Here is a 24,106-nt window from a genome sequence, read left to right on the forward strand (position 1 = left end):
CCGTTCGAGCGGCTGGTGGAGGTGCTGAGCCCGGAGCGTTCCCTCGCTCACCACCCGCTGTTCCAGGTGATGGTCGTCTTCGACAACAACACCGAGGCCACCTTCGGCCTCCCCGGCCTCGAAGCCGTCGCCGAGGACGCCGACCTGGGTGTGGCCAAGTTCGATCTGACCTTCCACATCGAGGAAACGCCTTCCGGGATCTCCGGTGAGATCCAGTACGCGTCGGATCTGTTCGACGCGGAGACGGTGCGGCGGATGGGGGAGCGGTTCGTCCGTGTGCTGGACGCGGTTCTCGCGGATGTGGACGCTCCGGTGTCCCGGGTCGACGTACTGTCGGCGGCCGAGCGCGGCCAGGTCGTGGAGGAGTGGAACGACACCGCCGCCGGGGTGGAGGCTTCCACGTTCCCGGAGTTGTTCGCGGAGCGGGTGGCGGCCGCGCCGTCCGATGTGGCGTTGGTGTTCGGGGACGTCGAGCTGACCTACGCCGAGCTGGCGGGCAGGGCCGAAGCGCTCGCCGGGCATTTGGTGACCCTCGGCGTGGGTCCGGAGTCCGTGGTGGCCGTTGCCCTGCCGCGTTCGGTGGAGCTGGTCGTCGCGCTGTTGGCGGTGTTGCGGGCCGGTGGTGCGTATGTGCCGGTGGACCCGGACTATCCGGAGGAGCGGGTGCGCCACATGCTCACCGACTCCGCCCCCGCCCTGCTGATCAGCGACTCACTCACCGTGGAGAAGCTGCCGCACACCGACACCCGGGTCTTCCTCCTCGATGCGGGGACGGCGACCGGCAACGCGGACCCGCTCGCGACGGTGGGCCTTCGTCCGGAGCACCCGGCGTATGTGATCTATACATCGGGTTCGACGGGGCGGCCGAAGGGTGTGGTTGTTCAGCACTCGGGTATCGCGTCGTTGTCGCGGGCGCAGGTTGATGCGTTCGGTGTGGGTGCGGGCAGTCGGGTGTTGCAGTTCGCGGCGTCGAGCTTCGACGCGGCGGCCTGGGAAATCATCATGGGCTTGCTGTCGGGGGCCACCTTGGTGCTCGCTCCGGCGGGCCGCATCCTGCCCGGCCCGGAGCTGGGGCAGTTGCTGTCCGGTAGCGGCATTACGCACGTGACGTTGCCGCCGACGGCTTTGGCCGTGCTGCCGGAGGATGCCCTGTCGGCCGGGGCCACGATCATCGTGGCGGGTGAGGCGTGCCCGCCGGAGTTGGTGGCGCGGTGGTCCGTGGGCCGGCGGATGGTGAATGCCTACGGCCCGACGGAGACGACGGTGTGCGCCACGATGAGCGCCCCGCTGTCCGGTGAGGTGACCCCGCCCATCGGCCGCCCGATCGTCAACGCGCGGGTCTATGTGCTGGACGCCTCCCTGCGTCCCGTCGCGCCCGGTGTCGTGGGCGAGTTGTATGTGTCAGGTGCCGGATTGGCCCGTGGCTATCTCAACCGCAGGGGCCTGACCGCCGAGCGTTTCGTCGCCAGTCCTTTCGTGCCGGGTGAGCGGATGTATCGCACCGGTGACCTGGCCCGTTGGGACGCCGAGGGTGAGCTGCACTATCTGGGTCGTGCGGATGCGCAGGTGAAGTTGCGTGGTTTCCGTATCGAGCCGGGCGAGGTGGAGTCCGCGGTCAACGCCATGACCGGTGCCGACCGGGCTGTCGCGGTGGTGCGGGAGGACCGGCCGGGTGACCGGCGCTTGGTGGCGTACTTCGTCGGTGACGCGGACCCGGTGGTGGTGCGTGAGCGGTTGGCGGGGTCGTTGCCGGAGTACATGGTCCCGGCGGCGGTCATGGCGCTGGACGAGGTTCCGTTGCTGCCCAACGGCAAGGTCGACCGGGCCGCGCTGCCCGCGCCGCGGTTCGTCACCGGCGCGGACACGGGTGCCAGGCGCCCGGCCGACGACCGTGAGGCCCTGCTGTGCCAGGTCTTCGCGGACGTCCTCGACCTGCCCGCCGTCGGCCCCGACGACAACTTCTTCGACCTCGGCGGCGACAGCATCATGTCGATACGCGTGGTCAGCCGGGCCCGCGCGGCCGGGCTGCTGGTCGCGGCCCGCGACGTCTTCCGGCAGCGCACCCCCGCCGGTCTCGCCGAAGTGGCCACCACCGTCCCGGTCACGACCGAGGACCCGGACGCCGGAATCGGCGTCTTCACGCCGACACCGATCATGCGCTGGCTCGATGGCTTCGCCGCCACCGACGGCTTCAACCAGTCGATGCGCGTCCGGACCCCCGCCGGCCTCGACGAGCGGACCCTGCGCCGTGCGGTGCAGAGCGTGCTCGACCACCACGACATGCTGCGGCTGCGCCGCCACCCGGACGGCACCTACGAGGTGCGGCCCCGGGGCGTGGTGACCGCCCACGTCCGGCGGGTCGACGCCGGTGACGGGACGGCCGCCGAGGCCGCCCGCCGGGAACTCGACCCGGCGTCCGGCGACGTCTCCCGCTTCGTCTGGTACGACGCCGGTGCCGGCCGGCCCGGGACTTTGCTGATCGTCCTGCACCACCTCGTGGTGGACGCGGTGTCGTGGCAGATCCTGCTGCCCGACCTCGCCGCCGCCCACGAGGCCGTCGCCGCCGGGCGGGAACCGGCGCCGGCACCGGTCAGCACGTCCTTCCGCACCTGGTCCGGGCATGTGCGGGCCGCGGACCGGACGGCCGAGCTGCCGGTATGGCGGGAGACCGTCACCACCCCCGACCCGCCGCTCGGCAGCCGGGCGTTCGACCCGGCCGTGGACACCGCCGCCACCGCCCGGACACTCGAGCTGGAACTGCCCTCGGACATCACCGAGGCCCTGCTCACCCGGGTCCCGGCCAGTGTGAACGGCACCGTCACCGACGTCCTGCTGACCGGTCTGGCCACGGCGGTCACCGAGTGGCGCGGCGCCGGCCCGGTCCTGGTCGACCTGGAGGGCCACGGGCGCGAGCACCTGGCCGACGGGGTGGACACCTCGCGGACCGTCGGCTGGTTCACCAGCCTCTACCCGGTCCGGCTGGACGCGCGGGGCGCCACCCCGACGGACCGGCTCAAGCAGGTCAAGGAGCAGTTGCGCGCGTACCCCGACAACGGCATCGGGTACGGCATCCTGCGCCACGTGTCCGAGGAGCCCGGCCTCGCCGTGACACCGCAGCTCGGCTTCAACTACCTGGGCCGTTACGCGGACGGCGGCGACGGCGGCGGCGACTGGCAGACCGTCGACGGCCCGGTGCCCGCGCCGCGGTCGCCGGAGATGCCGATGACGCACCTCGTGGAGATCACGGCGGCCACCGAGGACCGCGCCGGGGGCCCGCGGCTCGTCGTCACCTGGACCTGGGCGTCCCAGGTCCTGGCCGAGCCGGAGGTGCGGCGGCTCGGGGAGGCCTGGTTCGCGGCGCTCACCGCGCTCGCGGGCGAACGGCCGGAGGCGGCCGGGCTGACCCCCTCCGACCTGAGCGACGAACTGACACAGCACGAGATCGACAGCCTTGAGGCGGAACTGGGGGAGTGGGAATGAAGCGCTCGGGGCTCGAGGACGTCCTGCCGTTGACACCGTTGCAGGAGGGGCTGCTGTTCCATGCCCTCTACGACGACGAGGCCGTGGACGTCTACAACACGCAACTGGTGCTGGAGCTGTCCGGCGAGGTGGACGCGGAGCTGCTGCGCCACAGCGCCGAGGCCGTGCTGCGCCGGCACGCCAATCTGCGCGCGGGCTTCCGGCAGCGCGCCAACGGCAAGCCGATGCAGATCATCCCCCGCACGATGGCGCCCGGCTGGGCCGAGACTACGCTCGGCGCGGACGAGCTGGAGGGGTTCCTGACGGCCGACCGCGCCACCCGGTTCGACCTGGCCAGGCCCCCACTGATCCGGTTCACCCTGGTCCACCTCGGGCCGGGCGAGCACCGGCTCGTCATGACCAACCAGCACATCCTGCTCGACGGCTGGTCGGCCCCGCTGCTCGTGCGTGAGCTGTTCACCGTCTACGAGGCGGGCGGCAGCACCGACGGGCTGCCCCGGATCACCCCGTACAAGGAGTACCTGCGCTGGCTGGGCCGGCAGGACACCGCCGCCGCCGAGGCCGCCTGGCGCTCGGCGCTCGACGGCCTCGACGGGCCGACCCTGGTGGCGCCCGGGGCGGCCGGGGGGACGGTGCTGCCGCAGCGCGTCACCACCGGGCTGTCGCCGGAACTCACCGCCCGGCTGGTCCGGACGGCGGCCGAGCGGGGCCTGACCGTGAACACCCTGGTGCAGGGCGCCTGGGCGCTGGTCGTCGGGCAGCTCACCGGCCGGAGCGACGTCGTCTTCGGTGCCACCGTCTCCGGCCGGCCGGCCGATCTGCCCGGCGTCGAGGACATGATCGGCCTCTTCATCAACACCGTCCCGGTGCGGGTGCGGCTGAACCCGGCGGTCCCGGTCGCCGACGCCTTGCACACCCTCCAGCGCGAACAGGGCGACCTGGTCGAGCACCGGCACATCAGCCTCGCCGCCCTCCAGCGCGAGATCGGCGACGGCGAACTGTTCGATTCGATCGTCGTCTTCGAGAACTACCCCTTCGAGGAGGACGACACCTCGGCGGCGCGGCTGCGGATCACCGACATCGACGGCGGCGGGGCCACCCACTACCCGCTCGGCCTCATCACCGGTATCGCCGGGGACCGCCTCGTCGCCCGCCTCGACATCCGGCCCGAGGTGTTCGACCGGGCTCGGGGCGAGGCCATCGCGGCCCGCTTCCTGCGGGTCCTGGAGACCATCGCCACCGACCCGGACCGTGCCGTGGGCCGGATCGAGGTGACGTCGCCGGCCGAGCGCGCCCAGGTCGTCGAGGCGTGGAACGCCACCGGCCTGGCGCTGCCCCCCGCCGTCCTGCCCGATCTCCTCGACGCCCAGGCCGCCCGCACACCGGACCGGATCGCGGTGACCTTCGACGGCGAGGAGGTCACCTACCGCGAGCTGCACTCCCGGGCGAACCGGCTGGCCCGCTCGCTCGTCGCGCGGGGCGCGGGACCGGGCGAACTCGTGGCCCTGGCCATGCCCCGGTCGGTGGACCTCGTCGTCGGGCTCCTCGCGATCGTCAAGACCGGGGCGGCCTACCTCCCGGTCGACGTCGGCTACCCCGCCGAACGCGTGGCCTTCATGCTCGCCGACGCCGAACCGCTCCTCGTACTGGACAGCCTGGACAGCGCGGACCCGGACGGCACCGGCCCGGGCGAGGACGGGGACGGGGACGCGCCGCTCACCGACGCGCACCGGACCCGGCCGCTGCGCCCCGCCGACGCCGCGTACGTGATGTACACCTCCGGCTCCACCGGCCGCCCCAAGGGCGTCGTCGTGCCGCACGCCGCCGTGGTGAACCGGCTCGACGGCATGCAGCGCGCCTTCCCCCTCGCCGCGGACGACCGGGTGCTGCAGAAGACCGCGACCAGCTTCGACGTATCGGTGTGGGAGTTCTTCTGGCCCCTGGTGGAGGGCGCCGGCATGGTGCTGGCCAAGCCCGACGGCCACCGGGACCCCGAGTACCTCGCCGAGCTGATCCGTACCGCGGGCGTGACCACCACGCACTTCGTGCCGTCGATGCTGGCCGCCTTCACCCAGACCCCGCACGCGGCCGGCTGCACGAGCCTGCGGCGTGTCTTCTGCGGCGGCGAGGCCCTGCCGGCGGACCTGCACCGGCGCTTCCGCGACCTGCTCGGTGTCCCCCTGCACCACCTGTACGGGCCGACCGAGGCCACCATCGACGTCACCGCGTGGCACGGCGGCCAGGACATCGGCCCCGACAACGCGCCGATCGGCTTCCCGGTCTGGAACGCGCGCGTCTACATCCTCGACGCGGCGCTGCGCCCCGTCCCGCCCGGTGTGGACGGCGAGCTGTACCTCGCGGGCGTCCAGCTCGCCGACGGATACCTGCGGCGCCCCGGCCTGACCGCGGAGCGCTTCGTCGCCGACCCCTTCGGTCCGGCCGGTTCGCGGCTGTACCGCTCCGGCGACCTGGCGCGCTGGAACCCCGACGGGTCCGTGCAGTTCGCCGGACGCGCTGACCGGCAGGTCAAGGTGCGCGGCGTGCGGATCGAACTCGACGAGATCCGGGCCACCGTCCTGGAACTGCCCGGGATCGCCGACGCCGTCGTCACCGCGTCCGACGACCGGCTCGTCACCTACCTCGTCCCCGCCGCGCCGCGCGGAGAGGGCGAGCGGCCCGGCGGCACATCGGCCCGCACGGTCCGCGACCACCTCGCCGCCCGCCTGCCCGAGGCGCTGGTGCCCAGCGCGTTCGTCACGCTCGACGCGCTGCCGCTGACCCCCAGCGGCAAGCTCGACCACGCCGCCCTGCCCGCCCCCGAGTTCACCGGCACCCCAACCGGCCGGGCCGCCACCACCCCGCAGCAGGAGATCCTGTGCGGCCTGTTCGCCGAGGTGCTCGGCATCCGGCGGGCCGGTGTCGACGACGACTTCTTCGCCCTCGGCGGGCACTCCCTGCTCGCCACCCGCCTGGTCAGCCGGATCCGCTCCGCGTTCGCCGTCGAACTGCCCATCCGCGCCCTGTTCGAGGCCCCGACCCCGGCCGGGATCGCCGCCCGCCTCGACACCGCGGCCGCCGCCCGCCCCCCGCTGCGCGCCGGGGCACGGCCGGAACACCCGCCGCTGTCGTACGCGCAGCGCAGACTGTGGTTCCTGCACCGGCTCGAAGGGCCCAGCGCCACCTACAACCTGCCGATCGCGCTACGGCTGACCGGCCCGCTGGACCGGACCGCCCTCCGGGACGCGATCAACGACGTCGCCGGGCGGCACGAGGCGCTGCGGACCGTCTTCCCCGACGCCCAGGGCACCCCCTACCAGCGGGTCCTGCCCGCCGGTGTCGAACTGCGCACCGAGCCCTACTCCGCGCCGGCCCTCGCCGCCGCGGCCGAGTACGCCTTCGACATCCGGCGGGAGGCGCCGCTGCGCGTCACCCTCTTCGAGGCCGGGCCCGACGAAAGCGTCCTGCTGCTCCTGCTGCACCACATCGCCGGCGACGGCTGGTCGGCCGCCCCGCTCGCCACCGACCTCGCCACCGCCTACGCCGCCCGCCTCGCCGGGGACGCCCCCGCCTGGCAGGACCTGCCCGCGCAGTACGTCGACTTCGCCCTGTGGCAGCACGAGCTGCTCGCGGGCGAGGAGGACCCCGAGAGCCTCATGGCCCGACAGCTCGCCTACTGGCGCGAGACGCTGGCGGGCCTGCCGGACCTCATCGAGCTGCCCGCCGACCGGCCCCGCCCGGCCGCCGCCGGGACCGGCGGCGGTGTGGTGGAGCTGGCCGTGACCGCCGACGTCCACGAGAAGATCGCCGCACTGGCCCGCACCCACCAGGCGAGCGTGTTCATGGTCCTCCAGGCCGGGATCGCCGCCCTGCTCAGCCGCATGGGCGCCGGCACCGACATCGCCCTCGGCACGGCCATCGCCGGGCGCACCGACGAAGCCCTCGACGACCTGGTCGGCTTCTTCGTCAACACCCTGGTGCTGCGCACCGACGTCTCCGGCGACCCGTCCTTCGCCGAGCTGCTGCGCCGCGTCCGGACGGCCGACCTGGCCGCCTACGCGCACCAGGACGTGCCGTTCGAGCGGCTCGTCGAGGAGATCAACCCGGCCCGGTCGCTGGCCCACCACCCGCTGTTCCAGGTGATGCTCACCTTCGCCAACACCACCGGCGGCGACTTCGACATGGCCGGGCTGCGGGTGGCCCGGGAGCAGGTCGGCTCGGAGAGCGCCAAGCTCGACCTGTCCTTCTTCCTCGCCGAGGAGCACACCGACGACGGCCGGCCGGACGGCCTGCACGGCGCGATCCAGTACGCCACCGACCTGTTCGACCCGGAGACCGTGCGCGACCTCGCCGACCGCCTGGTGCGGCTGCTGACCGCCGCCGTCGCCGAACCGGACCTGCCGCTGGGGGACCTGCCCCTGCTGTCCGAGCGGGAACGCCACGACGTCCTCGTCGGCTGGAACCACCCCGGGCGCGACATCCCCCGGACGACCGTCCCGGAGCTGTTCGCCGCCCAGGCCGCCCGCACCCCCGACGCCGTCGCCGTGGTGAGCGGGGCGGACCGCCTCACGTACGCCGAGCTGGCCGAGCGCGTCGACCGGCTCGCCGGGCACCTCGTGGCCCGGGGGGCCGGCCCCGAGACGTTCGTGGCCATCGCCCTGCCGAAGTCCGTCGACCTGGTCGTGGCGGTGCTCGCCGTGTTCCGGGCCGGGGCGGCGTACCTGCCGCTGGACCCCGGGCACCCGGCCGACCGGCTCGCGTTCGTCCTCGACGACGTCGATCCGCTCCTGGTGCTGACCACCACACGGACGCCGGTCCCCGGCGACCGCCCCCGCGTGGAACTGGACGCGTTCGCGGCCGGGGCGGTGTCGGCGCCACTGCCGGACTCCGTGCCGGACACCGCCGCCGCGTATGTGATCTTCACGTCCGGGTCCACCGGCAGGCCCAAGGGCGTCGTGGTCGAGCACCGGTCGCTCAACTCCTACCTGGCGTGGGCGCGCGACGCCTACCCGGCCGTCGCGGGCAGCGCGCTCGTGCACTCGCCGGTCTCCTTCGACCTCACCGTCACCGGCCTCTTCGCGCCCCTGACCTCCGGCGGCACCGTGCGGCTCGTCGACCTCGACGGCGCCGCGCCCGGGGAGCGGCCCACCTTCGTCAAGGCCACCCCGAGCCACCTCTCCCTGCTGCTCTCCCTGCCCGACGCGTTCTCCCCCACCGGGCAACTCGTCCTCGGCGGCGAAGCGTTGATGGGTGAGCTGCTGGAGGAGTGGCGAACCCGGCACCCCGAGGCCACCGTCGTCAACGAATACGGGCCGACCGAGACCACCGTCGGCTGCACCGAGTTCCGCATCGCCCCCGGCGACGCCGTGCCGAACGGCGTCATCACCATCGGACGGCCGGTCTGGAACACCCGGATGTACGCGCTCGACGCGCGGCTGCGCCCGGTGCCCGTCGGTGTCACCGGTGAGCTGTACATCGCCGGTGACCTCGTCACCCGCGGCTATCTGGGCCGGCCGGGGCTCACCTCGGCCAAGTTCGTCGCCGACCCGTACGGCCCGCCGGGCTCGCGGATGTACCGCAGCGGCGACCTGGGCCGCTGGAACCGGCACGGGCGGCTCGAGTTCGTCGCCCGGGTCGACCAGCAGGTCAAGCTGCGCGGGTTCCGGATCGAACTCGGCGAGATCGAGTCGGCCGTCGGCGGGCACCCGGACGTGACGCACGCCGCCGTGGTGCTGCGCGAGGACCGCCCGGGCGACAAGCGCCTGGTCGCTTACGTGACACCGGCCGGTGCCGACCTGGCGGCGGTGCGCGCCCACGTCGCGGACCAGCTGCCGGAGTACATGACGCCCTCGGCGTACGTGGCCCTGGACCGGCTGCCGTTCACCGGAAACGGCAAGCTGGACCGCGCGGCGCTGCCGGTGCCGGAGGTGACCACGTCCGCCCGCGGGCCCCGGGACGACCGCGAGGAGACGCTGTGCGCGCTCTTCGCCGAGGTCCTGGGCGTGCCCTCGGTCGGCATCGACGACACCTTCTTCGACCTCGGCGGGCACTCGCTGCTCGCCACCCGGCTCGTCGCCCGCGTCGCCGCCGAACTGGGTGCGCGGGTCGGCATCCGCACCCTGTTCGAGGCGCCGACCGTGGCCGCGCTCGCCGCCCGGATCGCCGCCGAGGAGCCCACCGCCGCACCGGCGGCCCGGCCCGCCCTGACCCCCCGGCCGCGCGGTGAGCGGGTGCCGCTGTCCGCCGCCCAGCGCCGGCTGTGGTTCATGTACCGCTTCGAGGGGCCGTCGGCGACGTACAACGTCCCGCTCGCGCTCCGGCTCACCGGCCGGATCGACCGGGACGCGCTGCGCGCCGCCCTCGCCGACGTGACCCGGCGGCACGAGAGCCTGCGCACCGTCTTCGGCGACCACGACGGCGAGCCGTACCAGCGGGTCGTCGACGCCGAACCGGTCCTGGAGCTGGTGGCCGGCGCCGACCTCGGCATCGCCGCCGGGTACACCTTCGCGCTCGACGAGGAAATCCCCGTCCGTGCCTGGCTGTTCACCGACGGCGCGTTCCAGCAGATCCTGGTCGTGCTCGTGCACCACATCGTCAGCGACGGCTGGTCCATGGGCCCGCTGCTGCGCGACCTGGCCGCCGCCTACGAGGCCCGCCGGGCCGGGCGGGCCCCGCACTGGGAGCCCCTGCCGGTGCAGTACGCCGACCACGCCCTGTGGCAGCTGGAGGTCCTCGGCGACGAGAGCGACCCGGACAGCGAGCTGGCCCGGCAGACCGCGTTCTGGCGGGAGACCCTCGCCGGCGCCCCCGACCTGCTCGACCTGCCCACCGACCGCCCCCGCCCGCCCGCCCTCGGCTACCACGGCGCTTCCGTGCCGCTGGCCATCGAACCCGCGCTGCACCGCGCCCTCGCCGAACTGGCCCGCGACCGGCACGTGAGCCTCTTCATGGTGCTCCAGGCGGCCGTCGCCGTGCTGCTCTCCCGCTACGGCTGCGGAACCGACATCCCACTCGGCACACCCGTCGCGGGGCGCGGCGAGGAGGCGACCCACGACCTCGTCGGGCTGTTCGTCAACACCGTCGTGCTGCGCACCGACGTCTCCGGCAGCCCCTCCTTCCACGAACTCCTCGACCGGGTAAGGGAAACCGACCTCGCCGCGTTCGCCCACCAGGACGTGCCGTTCGAGCGGCTCGTCGAGGCGCTCAACCCGGCCCGGTCCCTCGACCACCACCCGCTCTTCCAGGTCATGCTCACCCTGCAGAACCTCGACGCCACCGAGCCGGAGTTCGCCGGTCTCACCGCCCGTGGGGTGCAGGTCGACACCGAGGCAGCCAAGGTGGACCTGGCGTTCGCCCTGGAGGAGGACGACACCGACGGGCTGACCGGCATCCTGCGCTACGCCACCGACCTGTTCGACCCCGCGACGGCCCAGGAACTCGTCGACGCGCTGGTGCGGCTGCTCGCCGCGGCCGTGGCCGACCCCGACCGGCCGGTGGACCGCCTCGACATCCTCGGCACCGCCCTGCGCCACCGGGTCCTGGAGGAGTGGAACGACACCGGCCGCACGGTGCCGGAGCTGACCTGGCCCGAACTCTTCGCCCGCCAGGCGGCCCGTACCCCCGACCGGCCGGCCGTGCGGGCCGGTGACGTCACGCTCACCTACGCGGAGCTGGACACGCGGGCCAACCGGCTCGCGCATCTGCTGCGCGAGCGGGGCGCGGGGCCCGGCGAGGTCGTGGCGCTGAAGCTGCACCGGTCGGTGGAGTTCGTGGTGGGGGTGCTGGCGACGGTGAAGTCCGGTGCCGCGTACCTGCCCGTCGACCCGGACCACCCTGAGCAGCGGATCGCCTTCATGCTGGAGGACACCCGGCCCGTCTGCGTGCTCTCCCACGACTCCTTCCCGGACGCCGACGGCTTCCCCGGCACCGAACCGGCCGTGACCCGGCACCTCGACGACGCCGCGTGGATCATCTACACCTCCGGGTCGACGGGCCGGCCCAAGGGCGTCGTCGTGCCGCACCGCGGCATCGCGAGCCTGGCCGCCGACCAGGCGGAGCGCTACGAGGCCGGGCCGGCGATGCGTGTCTCGCAGCTCATCTCGCCGAGCTTCGACGTCAGCGTCTCCGAACTGTGCCTGGCCCTGCTCACCGGCTCCTGCCTGGTGATCTCTCCCGAAACCCTCACCGGTGAGCGGCTCGCGGCCTTCCTCGCCGAGGAACGCATCACCCACGCGCACGTCCCGCCGTCGGTTCTGGCCCAGGTCCCCCCGGCCGAACTCCCCGAGCTGCGGGTCCTGGTCACCGGCGGCGAGGCGGCCCTGCCGGACGTCGTCGCCCGCTGGGGCGACGGCCGCCGCTACATCAACGGCTACGGCCCCACCGAATCGACCATCTGGGCCGTCAACTGGGTCTCCGACGGCACGGCCCGCCGGACCGTCCCCATCGGCACCCCGGTGACCAACACCCGGGCGTACGTGCTCGACCGGTACCTGCGGCCCGTCGCGCCGGGCGTGACCGGTGAGCTGTACATCGCCGGCCCGGCGCTGGCGCGCGGGTACCTGGGGCGCCCCGGTCTGAGCGCCGAACGCTTCGTCGCGAACCCCTTCACCCCGGGCGCGCGGATGTACCGCACCGGCGACCTCGTGCGGTGGGACGCCCAGGGGCGACTGCTCTACATCGGCCGCTCCGACACCCAGGTCAAGCTGCGGGGGCTGCGGATCGAACTGGGCGAGGTGGAATCCGCCATCGCCGCGCAGCCCGACGTCGCCCAGGCCGTCGCGGCCGTCCACGACGACCGGCTCATCGCCTACGCCGTCCCGGTGGCCGGCCGCCGGCCGGACGCGCGGGGGATCCGCGCCACGGCCGCCGAAGTCCTGCCCGCCTACATGGTGCCCGCCGCGGTCGTCCTGCTGGACGCCCTGCCCCTGGCCGCCAACGGCAGCAAGCTCGACCGCAAGGCGCTGCCGCTGCCGGACGCCCCCGCCCCCAGCACCGGGCGGGACCCCAGGAGCCTGAGCGAGGAACTCCTGTGCGAGCTGTTCGCCGAGACCCTCGACCTGCCCCACGTGGGCGTCGACGCCGACTTCTTCGAACTCGGCGGCCACTCCCTGCTCGCCATCCGCCTCGTCGGCCGCATCGGCGCCGCGCTCGATATCGACGTCAGCGTGCGGACCGTCTTCGAGGCCCCGACACCCGCCACCCTCGCCACCCGCCTCAAGACACCCGGCGACACCGGGCCGATGGTCGTGCTGCGCCGGGGCGGCGACCGGCCCGCCCTGTTCTGCACACCCCCCTCGCTGGGTCTGAGCTGGAGCTACGCGGCACTGGGCCGCGGCCTGCCCGAGGACGTGGGGCTGTACGGACTCCAGGCGCGCGGACTCGACGGCACCGGCGAACCGCCGGATTCGCTGACCGCGTGGGCGGCCGACTGCGTCGAGCAGATCCGCGCCGTCCAACCGCGGGGCCCCTACCACCTGCTCGGATACTCCAGCGGCGGCAACCTCGCGCACGCCGTGGCCGTCGCCCTCCAGGAGCGGGGCGAGACCGTGGCCCTGCTGGCCATCCTGGACGCCCGGCCCGGCGACGCCTTCGCCCAGGGACGGCCGCCGCTCACCCACGCGGACGTGCTCGCCCGGATGAGCGACGAGGCCGGTGGCGACCCCGCCGACCGGGGCGACGAGGCACGGCAGCGCGCCCGGGCCCTGGCCATGGTCGGCGAGGTGCTCGGCGGCGGCGCCGACGAACGCCTGCTCGACGTCATGATCAACACGCTGCGGGTGGTCGCCACCCACCGGCCCGCCGCCTACCGGGGCGACACCGTCCTGTTCACCTCGGGCGGCGACGCCCAGGGAGCGGAACTCGCCGCCGCCTGGGCCCCCTACGTGGACGGGGAATTGCGGGTCACGTCCTATGAATTCGGGCACCACGATTTCCTCGCCCCGACCGCCCTCCGCGATATCGCCGAACGGATAACGCCCTTCCTCGAATACACCGGGGAAACGGCCGCAATAGGGGACCGATAAAGGTGCTGCCTAGCATGCGAGACATTCCTCTTCGATCCGCAGACGCCGAGGCGGCTCCGTCATGTCCGACAGGCTCATAGCCGAAACGCCGTTCGTCCGCCGCGCCGCGCGGCCCGAACGGAAGGTCCGACTCTTCTGCTTCCCGCACGCGGGGGCGGGGGCGAGCGCGTTCGCCGCGTGGCCGGGCCTGCTCCCGCCCGAGGTGGAACTCGTGGCCGTGCAACTGCCCGGCCGCGAGGACCGCGTCGGTGAACCGGTGCCCGCCTCCGTCGACCTCGCCGTCCGGATGACCGCGGTGGCGCTGCGGCCCTACCTCCAGGGCCCGTACGCGTTCTTCGGGCACAGCGGCGGCGCGCTGCTGGCGTTCGAGCTGGCCCGGGCGCTGCGCAAGCGGGGCACCCAGCCCGGCCATCTGTTCCTCTCCGGGCAGCCGGCCCCCGGCCACCCGGTCACCGTGGACCGGCTGCACGAGCTGTCCGACGAGGACTTCACCGCCGCCCTGCGCGGCCTCGACGGCACGGCCGAGCGGATCTTCGCCGACGACGAGCTGATGCGGCTGCTGCTGCCGACGCTGCGCGCCGACTTCACCCTCTGGGAGAGGCACGAGCACCGCGAGGAGGAACCGCTGGCCGTGCCGATCACCGCGCTCGGCGGCGGCAGCGACCCGCGCGCCCCCGTCGAGGCCCTCCACGCCTGGGGGCGGCACACCACCGGCGCGAGCGCGGTCCGGGTCTTCACCGGCGGCCACTTCTACCTGACCGACTCCGGCGCGGAGCTGACCGCGGTCATCGGCGGCACGCTGCTGGGCCGCCGGCCCGCCTACGCCCAAGGAGAGCAGACCCGATGACGGAGTCCGGACACCACGACCCGCTGGCCCTGCTGCGGGCGGCGGCCGAAGCCGTCCCCGGGGTCGACGAGGCCGTCCCGCTGCTGCGCCGCGAGGCCCGTGTCGACCGGGCCCGCCCGGCCGCGCCCGGCGCACAGGCGGCCACCGCGCCCGTCACGGCCGGCCCGCCCGCCCTCGCCTTCGGCGGCGAACTGCCCCCCGACCCCGCCTTCCCCACCACCTTGCAGGAGGCCCTCAAGCTCGCCGCCGAGCTGGCCCCCGACAAGGGGACGACCTATCTGACGGGCGACGAGGAGGACTTCCAGAGCTACCCCCGACTGCTCGACGAGGCACAGCGGCTGCTCACCGGCCTGCGCGCCACCGGCATCGCCCCCGGCGACTCGGTGCTCTTCCAGTTCGCCGGCAACCGGGCCTTCGTCACCGCGTTCTGGGCCTGCGTCCTGGGCGGTTACCTGCCCACACCGGTCGGCGCCGCCCCCGGCTACGACCGCGAGAACGCCGTCACCACCAAGCTGCGCAACGCCTGGGAACTGCTCGGCAAGCCGCTGCTGCTCACCGACGCCCGGCTCGCCCCCGCGGTGGCCAAGCTGCCCGGCCTGTGGGGCACGGACGAGGTGCGCGTCGCCACCGTCGAGGAACTGGGTGCCGCCGAACCGAGCACCGACTGGTTCCCGGCCACCCCGGACACCCCCGCCGTGCACCTGCTCACCTCCGGCAGCACCGGTGTGCCCAAGGTGGTCCGGCATGCCAGCCGCAGCATCCTCGCCCGGACCCGGGCCGTCGCCGCGGTCAACGGCTTCGACGCCGACGAGGTCGCGCTGAACTGGATGCCGCTGGACCACGTCGGCGGCATCGTCATGTACAACGTGCGCGACGTCGTGCTGCGGTGCCGGCACATCAACGCCTCCATCGAGGAGTTCCTCGCCGAGCCGCTGCGCTGGCTGGACTGGGCCGACCGGTACCGCGTCACCAACACCTGGGCCCCGAACTTCGCGTTCGCCCTGGTCAACGAGCGCGCCGAGGCCATGGCCGGCCGCTCCTGGGACCTGTCGAGCCTGCGCCACCTGTGCAACGCCGGCGAGGCCGTCGTCAGCCGCACCTCCGACCGCTTCCTGAAGCTGCTCACCCCCCACGGCCTGCCGAGCGGGGCGCTGCGCCCGTGCTGGGGCATGTCGGAGACCAGCTCGGGCGTCACCTACTCCACGCTGCTGGCCGAGGACTCCGAGGCCGGGCGGCTGCGGGTCGCCAAGGACTCGCTCGGCAGGGCGCTGCGCTGGTCCACGGAGGCCGACGCCGTCACCTTCACCGAGGTCGGCCCGCCGGTCCCCGGCGTGCGGCTGCGGATCGTCGACCAGGACGGCGCGGTACTGCCCGAGGACCACGTCGGACGGCTGCAGATCACCGGCCCGACGATCATGGACGGGTATTTCCGCAACGACGCCGCCAACGCGGAGGCGTTCACCTCCGACGGCTGGTTCGGCACCGGTGACCTGGCCTTCCTGCACGAGGGCCGGCTCACCATCACCGGCCGGGAGAAGGACCTCATCATCGTCCAGGGCGCCAACGTCCTGAGCTACGACGTCGAGTCCATCGCGGAGCAGGTCGAGGGCACCGAGGTGACCTACGTCGCCGCCTGCGGCTGGTCCGGCGCGGGTGACCGCACCGATCAGCTCGTGGTCTTCTTCGTCCCCGCCTCGGGGGACCGCACCGTCGTCCACGACACCATCTCCGCGATCAAGGCCCGGGTGGCCGAGGCGCTCGGACTCCAGCCCGACCTGGTGATCCCGGTCGAGAAGGACCGGTTCCCCAAGACCGGCAGCGGCAAGATCCAGCGCGCCCAGCTGCTGGCCGACCTCGACGCGGGCCTGTACGACGAGTGGCTCGAGGAGCCGGACGACTCCTGGTTCTTCGCCCGGACCTGGATCGAGGCGCCCGCCGCGCGGGGCGCGCTGCCGCCCGGCCCGTGGCTGGTGCCCGAGGCGCTGCGCGCGTCACTGGCCCATCTGCCCGGCGTACCGGACCTCGTCGTCACCCCCGGCGGGCCGGTCGGCGCCGTCGTCCACCTGGCGCAGGGGCCCGACGCCGAGAGCGTGGCCCTGGACGTGCTGCGCCTGGTGAAGGACCTGGCCGCCCGGGGCCCGGCCGAGGGGGCCGAGGGGGTACCGCCCCTGCTCGTCCTCACCACCGGCGGTCTGTGGACGGCCGCGGGCGACACCCTCGACCTGCGGACCGCGACGCTGCCCGGCCTCGTCCGGACGGTCGCCGCGGAGCACGCGCTGCCCTCCATCCGCCAGCTCGACGTGGCCGACCCCGCCGAGCGGGCCGCGGCGGTCGTCACCGAACTCGCCTCGCCCGGCACCGAGACGCTCGTCGCGCACCGCGGCGGCCGCCGCCTGGTGCCACGACTGCGGCCGGTGGCCCCGGGCGGGGACGGGGAGGGGGAGGACGCCTTCGTGCCGGGCGGCCGGTACCTGATCACCGGCGGTCTCGGCGGCGTCGCCCACCCGATCGCCGAATACCTCCTCGCCGCCTACGGGGCGAAGCTGCTGCTGACCGGCCGCGGCGCGGCGGACGCGGGGGTACGCGCCGAACGCCTCGCCGACCTGGGCGCCCTCGGTGACGTCCGCTACCGCGCGGCCGACGTCGCCGACCCGGAGGCGCTGCGGGCCGCCGTCGGCGAGGCGGAGGACCGCTGGGGGGCACCGCTCGACGGCGTGCTGCACCTCGCCGGCGCGGACGTCTCCCACCAGTGGGCGGAGCTGGAACGCCACCAGGCCGTCAACGCCTCGGAGGAGTCCTTCCGGGACGCCTACCGGGCGAAGACCGCCGGCACGCTGGCGCTGGCCGCGCTGCTGGAGGACCGGCCGGACACACCGCTGCTGCTCTTCTCCTCGGTCAACGGCGAGTTCGGGGGCAGCTCCTTCGCCGCCTACTCCTCGGCCAACGGCTTCCTGCACCAGTTCGCCGACCACTGGGGACGCGAACGCGGCCGCCCCGTGCACTGCCTGGCGTGGAGCAACTGGGCCGGCCTCGGCATGAACCGGGGCGCGCCGAAGGACGCCGCGGCGGCCCGGGGCTTCCTGACCATCGAGCCCGAGCGGGGCCTCACCTCGCTGCTCGCCGCACTGCGCACCGACCACCCCACCCTGCTCGTCGGCCTCGACGGCCGCAACGAGCACATCGTGCGGGCCCTGGCCCCCGACACCCTGCGGACCGCCGAGGCGATCGTCGTCCACACCGGTTCCGCGTCCGAGGCCGAGGTACGGGCCGCGGTGGCACCGGTGGCCCGGCAGCTCGGCCTCCCGCTGCGCTGTCTGCGGCTGGAGCACCTGCCCGAGGACCGCGAGCACCTGCCGGCCCTCGCCGTCGCCGCCCTCAAGCGCGGCGGGAGGCGCTTCGTGCCGCCGGTCACCGAGCTGGAACGGACGCTGGCCGCGCTGTGGAGCGACGTCCTCGGCGGCGACGTCGGCCGCGACGACCGCTTCTTCGACCTCGGCGGCAGCTCGCTGCGCGCCGCCCAACTCGTCAGCCGCATCAACGGCGTGGTGGCCGGCCGGCTGTCGGTGCACCAGCTCTACGAACACCCCACGGTGGGCGAACTCGCCGTGGTGCTGACCCCGCACATCGAGGAAGGACGAGCATGACCAATCCGTTCGAGGACCCCGAGGGCACCTACCTGGTGCTGGTCAACGACGAGGGCCAGCACTCCCTGTGGCCGGTCTTCGTCGACGTGCCGGCCGGCTGGGAGACCGCCCACCCGGCCGACACCCGCGACGCGTGCCTGGCGTACATCGAGGCCAACTGGACCGACATGCGCCCGCGCAGCCTGGTCACCGCGGTGGAGGGATAACCGCCCATGACCCTGGCGATCGAGGTCGAGGCACTGGAGAAGCGCTTCGGCGACCACCGGGCCGTCGACGGGGTCGACCTCGCCGTCCCGGTCGGGAACGTCCTGGGCCTGCTCGGCCCCAACGGGGCGGGCAAGACCACCCTGGTGCGCATCCTGGCGACCCTGCTGCGGGCCGACGGCGGCCGGGCCCGGATCTTCGGGTACGACGTCGCCGCCGAGCCGCAGCAGGTCCGCCGCTGCATCGGGCTGACCGGGCAGTTCGCCTCGGTCGACGGGGACATCTCCGGCCGGCAGAACCTCTATCTGATCGCCCGGCTGCTGGACATGCCCGCACGCCGGGCCCGTAGGGCGACCGACGAGATGCTGGAGCGCTTCCGGCTCACCGACGCCGCCGGCAAGACCGCCCGCGAGTACTCCGGCGGCATGCGCCGGCGCCTCGACCTCGCCGCCTCCCTCATGGGCGACCCACGGCTGATCTACCTGGACGAGCCGACCACCGGACTCGACCCGCACAGCCGCAACGAACTCTGGTCGATCGTGCGGGAACGCGCCGCGGGCGGCGCGACCGTCCTGCTGACCACCCAGTACATGGAGGAGGCCGAGGCGCTGGCCGACTCGGTCGTGGTCGTCGACAAGGGCCGGGTGATCGCCGAGGGAACCCCCGAGGAACTGCGGGCCCGGCTCGGCGGCCAGTCCCTGCGGATCCGGCCCCTCGACCCCGGGGACCTGCCCGCCCTCGCCGCCGAACTGGCCCGGGACGGGCTCGGCGGCCACATCGACCGCGCGGCCGGTGTGCTGACGCTGCCGCTGGCGGACGCGGACGAGCTGACCCGCGCGGTGCGCGGCATCGCCGGATCGGCGGTGGCCGTCGCCGCCGTGGACACCCGCGTCGCCACCCTCGACGAGGTCTTCCTCGAGCTGACCGGGAGTACCGCTCCGTGACCTTGACCACCGCCCCCGTCACCCGCCCCGCGCCGCCCGTCCTGACCGGCTCCGGCCGGGTCGGGCCCCGGGCCACCCTGCGGCACTCGCTCGCCATAGCCCGGCGCAACCTGATCCAGATCCGCAATGAACCGGGGCAGCTCGTCGACTCCGTGCTCATGCCGATCGTGTTCACCCTGATCTTCCTGTACGTCCTCGGCGGCGCCATCTGGGCCGGCCGCCCCGGCGACTACCGGCAGTACCTGCTGCCCGGGATCATGGTGCAGACGCTGATGTTCGCGTCCCGCTCGACCGGCTTCATGCTGTCGATGGACTTCAGCAACGGGGTGATGGACCGTCTGCGGGCCCTGCCCATCGCCCGCTCCGCCGCGCTGACCGGCCGCATCCTCGCCGACATGAGCCGGCTGCTGCTGGGCCAGATCGTCATCCTCTGCTTCGCGCTGGTCATCGGCTTCCGGGTGCACACCGGCTTCCTGATGGCCGTGTGCGCCGTGCTGCTCACGCTGCTGTACGGCACCGCGCTCGCCTGGGTGTCGGCGTACGTCGGCCTCCTGATCAAGAACCCGAACTCCGTGCAGTCGGTGGGCTTCCTCTGGATGATCCCGCTGCAGTTCGGCAGCTCCATGCTGGTGCCGACCAGCACGATGCCGGACTGGATGCGGGCGTTCGCCTCGGCCAATCCGACGACCCTGGTGACCGACGCCTGCCGCAATCTGCTCATCGGCGGCCCGGTCGCCGGCCCGGTCACCGGCACCGTTCTGTGGAGCGTCGGGATCATGCTGTTCGCCATTCCGCTGGCCGTGCGCCGTTATCGACGTCGCTGAAAAGTGATCGATAACGAGACGGAAACTCTCCCGGGTACGTTTTCGCCCGTCCACCCACCTGAGCGTAGGAGCCCTTTTTATGGAGTTCGGTCTCACCACCGTCCCGCGGTGGACGACGGCGATCGACGCGGCACCCGGAATTGCGACCCTGCGTTTCCCGCTGACCGATTCCGGTGCGGGTGCCGGTGCCAGTGCCGGTTTTGGTGGCCCGGGTCCGGTGGAATTGCTGGCCGCCCACGCGAAGGTCGTCGCGACCCTCAGCGGTGAGGACGCGGCCGCCGTCGGCCCGGCCCCGCACCTGGTGCGGGTGGCCGGCGGCACCTGGGCGGAACTGGTGGACCGGGCGCGCACCGCGCCCACCGCCCCGGGCCACGGCTTCGAGACGCTGGCCGGCGGCGAGGCGGGCACCCTCCCCGACGGCGTGGTGTTCTCCGTCGGCACCGACGGCGGCGAACTGACGCTCACCTACCGCACCGAGGCCTTCGACGCCGACCACGCCACCCGGATCGCCGGCTACCACCTCACCGCCCTCGACCGCATCGCGGCGGAGCCCGACGCATCGCACGAGGCGCGGGGACTGCTGTCCGCCGAGGAGCGGCGGCACCAGCTCGTCGGCCTGGCGGGCCCCGAGCGCGAGCTGCCCGACCGCCGCTTCCACGAGCTGTTCGAGGAGCGGGCCCGGCGGCACCCCGACGCCGTCGCCGGCGTCCTCGGCGACCGGCACATCACCTACGCCGCGCTGAACTCCCGGGCCAACCGCATCGCCCGGACCCTGCTCGGCGCGGGCCTCACCGCCGAGGACACCGTCGCCGTGGTGACCGAACGCGACCTGGACTGGATGGCCGCCGTCCTCGCCGTGTTCAAGGCGGGCGGCGTGTACGTGCCGATCGAACCGCACTTCCCCGCCGACCGCATCGGCACCACCCTCGACCGGGCCGGCTGCTCCCTCGTCCTGACCACCCCGGGCAGCACCGCCCACCTGGAGGAGGCGGTACGGGAGCGGCCGGGCGTGACGGTGCTCCGCCTCGACGGGACCGACGCCGCAACCGACGACGGGGACCTCGGCCTCGACATCGGCCCCGACCGGCTCGCCTACATCTACTTCACCTCCGGTTCCACCGGCGAGCCCAAGGGCGCGATGTGCGAGCACGCCGGCTTGCTCAACCACCTCTACGCCAAGATCGACGACCTCGGCGTGGGCGAGGGCGACGTGGTCGCGCAGGTCGCCCCGCAGTGCTTCGACATCTCGCTCTGGCAGCTCGTCGCCGCCCTGCTGGCGGGCGGCACCACGCTGATCGTGCCGCAGGACGCGATCCTGGACGTGTCGCGCTTCGTGGAGACCGCCCGGGGCGCCGACATCATCCAGCTCGTCCCGTCCTACCTCGAAGTGGTGCTGTCGCACCTGGAGGAGCACGGCGGCGGCCTCGGCCGGGTCCGGTGCGTCTCCTCCACCGGCGAGGCGCTCAAGAAGGAACTCATCGAGCGCTGGTTCACGGCGTTCCCCGGCACCCGGATCGTCAACGCCTACGGGCTCACCGAGACCTCCGACGACACCAACCACGAGGTGATGACCGAGCCGCCGCGCGGCGACCGGGTGCCCCTCGGCCCGGCCGTCGCCAATGTGCGGGTCTATGTCGTCGGCCCGGACCTGGAGCCGGTGCCGCTCGGCTCGACCGGCGAGATCGTGTTCTCCGGCGTCTGCGTCGGCCGCGGGTACGTCAACGACCCCGAACGCACCGCCGCTGCGTTCGGCACCGACCCGCACGTGCCGGGCAGCCGGCTCTACCGGTCCGGCGACTTCGGCCGCTGGCGGCCCGACGGCAAGCTGGAGTTTCTCGGCCGCCGCGACGCCCAGGTGAAGCTGCGCGGCTTCCGCATCGAACTCGGCGAGATCGAGAACCGGCTGCTCGGCGTGGCCGGGATCCGGGACACCGCCGCGGTCGTCGTCGGGTCGAGCCTGGTGGCGTTCTACGCCGCCGCCACCGAACACCCCGTCGACACCCTCCGGTCGTGGCTGGCCGCCGCGCTGCCCGAGTACATGGTGCCGAGCCGCTTCCACCGCATGGACGCCCTGCCGCTCACCGCCAACAGCAAAATCGACAAGAAGGCCCTGCTCGAACTGGCCCGGGCCGACGAGGACACCGCCGAGCCGCCGGCCACCCCCACGGAAGCGCGGATCGCCGCCGCCTGGGCGGACGTACTGGGCCTGGCCCCGGAACGCGTCGGCCGGCACAGCCACTTCTTCGACTCCGGCGGTACCTCCCTCTCGGCGGTACGCCTGGTCGTCAAGCTCGACCGGGCCGTGTCCCTCAAGGACGTCAACCGCCTTCCGCGCCTGGCCGACCTCGCCGCCTTCGTCGACGCGGCGGACACCGACACCGGACTCCTCCAGCCGCTCGCCACCCCGCCGGCCCCGGCCGCCACCTTGATCTGCTTCCCCTACGCGGGCGGCAACGCCGTCAACTTCCGCCCCCTGGCAGCCGCGTTGGGGGACGGCGCGCTCGCCGTCCACGGCGTGGAACTCCCCGGCCACGACCTCACCACCGAACGGGAACCGTTCGTGTCGCACGAGCAGACCGCCAAGGCAGTCGTGGCGGAGATCGCCCAGCGCGGCATCGGCCCGGTGCTGCTGTGGGGGCACTCCTCCGGAGCGGCCCTGGCGGTGCGCACCGCCCGACTGCTCGAGGAGCAGGGCCACGAGGTCCGGGCCGTCCTGATCGGTGCCCAGCTGGCCGGCTCGGCGGCCGCCCGCCGGCGGTCCAGCGCCGAACTCGGCACCCTCACCGACCCGGAGATCACCGCCCGGCTCAGTGGCGAGCACGGCTACACCGAGCTGGCCGGGACCGACACCGGCCGGGCGGCGGTGGTCGCGGCGGCCTACCGGCACGACGTCCTGGAGGCGAACGCGTTCTTCGCCGACGCCCTGGAGAACCCCCCCGCCACGCCCGTCGCCGCCCCGCTGACCCTGGTCGTCGCCGCCGACGACCCCGCCACCCGGGGCCACGCCGACGACCTCGCGGCCTGGAGCGGCCTGGCCCGCACCGTCACCGTGCACGAACTGCCCGACGGTGGCCACCACTTCTTCCGCACCCGGCCGGCCGAGACCGCCGCCGTCGTGCGGGACATCCACGAGACGCAGGAAAGAGAGGCAGTGTGATGGTGCCGTCGCACGACACGGATCCGTTCGCCGGACTCGACGGGCGGTGCGACGAGGGACGGCCGCCCCTCGTCACCGCCCCCGCCGGCGGCGATCCGGCCGCCTGGGCCGACGCGCACCGCGACGCGCTGCTGCGCGTCGTCGCCGCGCACGGCGCCGTCCTGGTCCGCGGCCTCGGCCTGCGCGACGCCACCGGCGCCGCGGCCGTCCTGCGCACCCTCGGCGGCGAGCTGATGGCCGAGCGCGAGGCGTTCGCCTCCCGCTGGACGTACGAGGACGGCGTCTACTCCTCCTCCAAGTGGCCGCCGAACCAGCCCATGTGCATGCACCACGAGCTGAGCTACTCCTCGCAGTTCCCCTCGCTCATGCTCTTCGCCTGCCTCACCGCGCCCGAGAGCGGCGGGGCGACCGCCCTGGCGCCCGCCGGCCGGGTGCTGGAGGCCCTGCCGGCCGACCTCGTCGAGCGTTTCGAACGCGAGGGGTGGCTGCTCAACCGCAGCTACACCGAGGACATCGGCATCCCGTGGACGGAGGCGTTCGGCACCACCGACCGCGCCGAGGTCGAACGCTACTGCGCCGCCAACGACATCTCCTACGAGTGGCACGGCAACGGGCTGCGCACCAGCCAGCGCCGCCCGGCGGTGCTGCGCCACCCGGCCGACGGCGAACGGCTGTGGTTCAACCAGATCGCCTTCCTCAACGAATGGACCATGGCCCCCGAGGTCCGCGAGTACCTCGTGGACGTCTACGGCCGCGAGGACCTGCCGTTCAACACCGGCTTCGGTGACGGCGGAGAGATCACCGAGGACATCGTCGCGCTGATCAACAAGGTGTACGACGGCGTCACCGTCGCCGAGCCCTGGCAGGCCGGCGATCTGATGATCGTCGACAACCTCCGCACCGCGCACAGCCGGCTGCCCTACGACGGGGCCCGCGAGGTGCTCGTCGCCATGGCGCGTCCCACCACCCAACCCGCCTGAAGGTTCG

Annotated in this window: 9 protein-coding genes; all 9 read left to right on the forward strand. The window is 73.7% G+C overall.

Annotated elements, in window-relative coordinates; all coding sequences use genetic code 11:
• A partial coding sequence (locus ACZ6MA_RS33515; protein WP_469438649.1) for an amino acid adenylation domain-containing protein occupies positions 1-3,480 on the forward strand: 3,480 nt, incomplete at its 5' end.
• Positions 3,477-13,499 (forward strand): amino acid adenylation domain-containing protein, encoded by a 10,023-nt coding sequence (locus tag ACZ6MA_RS33520; RefSeq protein WP_469438651.1) that lies wholly within the window; start codon positions 3,477-3,479, stop codon positions 13,497-13,499. The genes ACZ6MA_RS33515 and ACZ6MA_RS33520, both read left to right, overlap by 4 nt.
• A gap of 61 nt (positions 13,500-13,560) precedes the next feature.
• Positions 13,561-14,346 (forward strand): thioesterase II family protein, encoded by a 786-nt coding sequence (locus ACZ6MA_RS33525; RefSeq protein ID WP_469438653.1) that lies wholly within the window; start codon positions 13,561-13,563, stop codon positions 14,344-14,346.
• A complete protein-coding gene (locus tag ACZ6MA_RS33530; RefSeq protein WP_469438655.1) occupies positions 14,343-17,990 on the forward strand; it encodes an SDR family NAD(P)-dependent oxidoreductase in 3,648 nt (1,215 codons plus the stop codon). Before ACZ6MA_RS33525 ends, ACZ6MA_RS33530 begins: the two co-directional genes overlap by 4 nt.
• Positions 17,987-18,196, forward strand: a complete 210-nt coding sequence (locus tag ACZ6MA_RS33535; RefSeq protein ID WP_469438657.1) for an MbtH family protein — start codon at positions 17,987-17,989, stop codon at positions 18,194-18,196. The genes ACZ6MA_RS33530 and ACZ6MA_RS33535 overlap by 4 nt, the downstream gene beginning before the upstream one ends.
• A gap of 6 nt (positions 18,197-18,202) precedes the next feature.
• Positions 18,203-19,138, forward strand: a complete 936-nt coding sequence (locus ACZ6MA_RS33540) for an ATP-binding cassette domain-containing protein (RefSeq protein ID WP_469438659.1) — start codon at positions 18,203-18,205, stop codon at positions 19,136-19,138.
• Positions 19,135-19,962: an ABC transporter permease gene (locus tag ACZ6MA_RS33545; RefSeq protein ID WP_469438660.1), complete on the forward strand. Its 828-nt coding sequence runs from the start codon at positions 19,135-19,137 to the stop codon at positions 19,960-19,962. Before ACZ6MA_RS33540 ends, ACZ6MA_RS33545 begins: the two co-directional genes overlap by 4 nt.
• Positions 19,963-20,041: 79 nt before the next feature.
• Positions 20,042-23,119 (forward strand): non-ribosomal peptide synthetase, encoded by a 3,078-nt coding sequence (locus ACZ6MA_RS33550; RefSeq protein WP_469438662.1) that lies wholly within the window; start codon positions 20,042-20,044, stop codon positions 23,117-23,119.
• Positions 23,119-24,099, forward strand: a complete 981-nt coding sequence (locus ACZ6MA_RS33555; RefSeq protein ID WP_469438676.1) for a TauD/TfdA family dioxygenase — start codon at positions 23,119-23,121, stop codon at positions 24,097-24,099. Before ACZ6MA_RS33550 ends, ACZ6MA_RS33555 begins: the two co-directional genes overlap by 1 nt.
• Positions 24,100-24,106: the final 7 nt, after the last annotated feature.

The organism is Streptomyces sp. NPDC042259 (assembly GCF_055582085.1).

Excerpts from the sequence above, each read along its gene's own strand:
- ACZ6MA_RS33520 (WP_469438651.1), top strand. The coding sequence starts at position 3,477 with ATGAAGCGCTCGGGGCTCGAGGACGTCCTGCCGTTGACACCGTTGCAG.
- ACZ6MA_RS33525 (WP_469438653.1), top strand. The coding sequence starts at position 13,561 with ATGTCCGACAGGCTCATAGCCGAAACGCCGTTCGTCCGCCGCGCCGCG.
- ACZ6MA_RS33530 (WP_469438655.1), top strand. The coding sequence starts at position 14,343 with ATGACGGAGTCCGGACACCACGACCCGCTGGCCCTGCTGCGGGCGGCG.
- ACZ6MA_RS33535 (WP_469438657.1), top strand. The coding sequence starts at position 17,987 with ATGACCAATCCGTTCGAGGACCCCGAGGGCACCTACCTGGTGCTGGTC.
- ACZ6MA_RS33540 (WP_469438659.1), top strand. The coding sequence starts at position 18,203 with ATGACCCTGGCGATCGAGGTCGAGGCACTGGAGAAGCGCTTCGGCGAC.
- ACZ6MA_RS33550 (WP_469438662.1), top strand. The coding sequence starts at position 20,042 with ATGGAGTTCGGTCTCACCACCGTCCCGCGGTGGACGACGGCGATCGAC.
- ACZ6MA_RS33555 (WP_469438676.1), top strand. The coding sequence starts at position 23,119 with ATGGTGCCGTCGCACGACACGGATCCGTTCGCCGGACTCGACGGGCGG.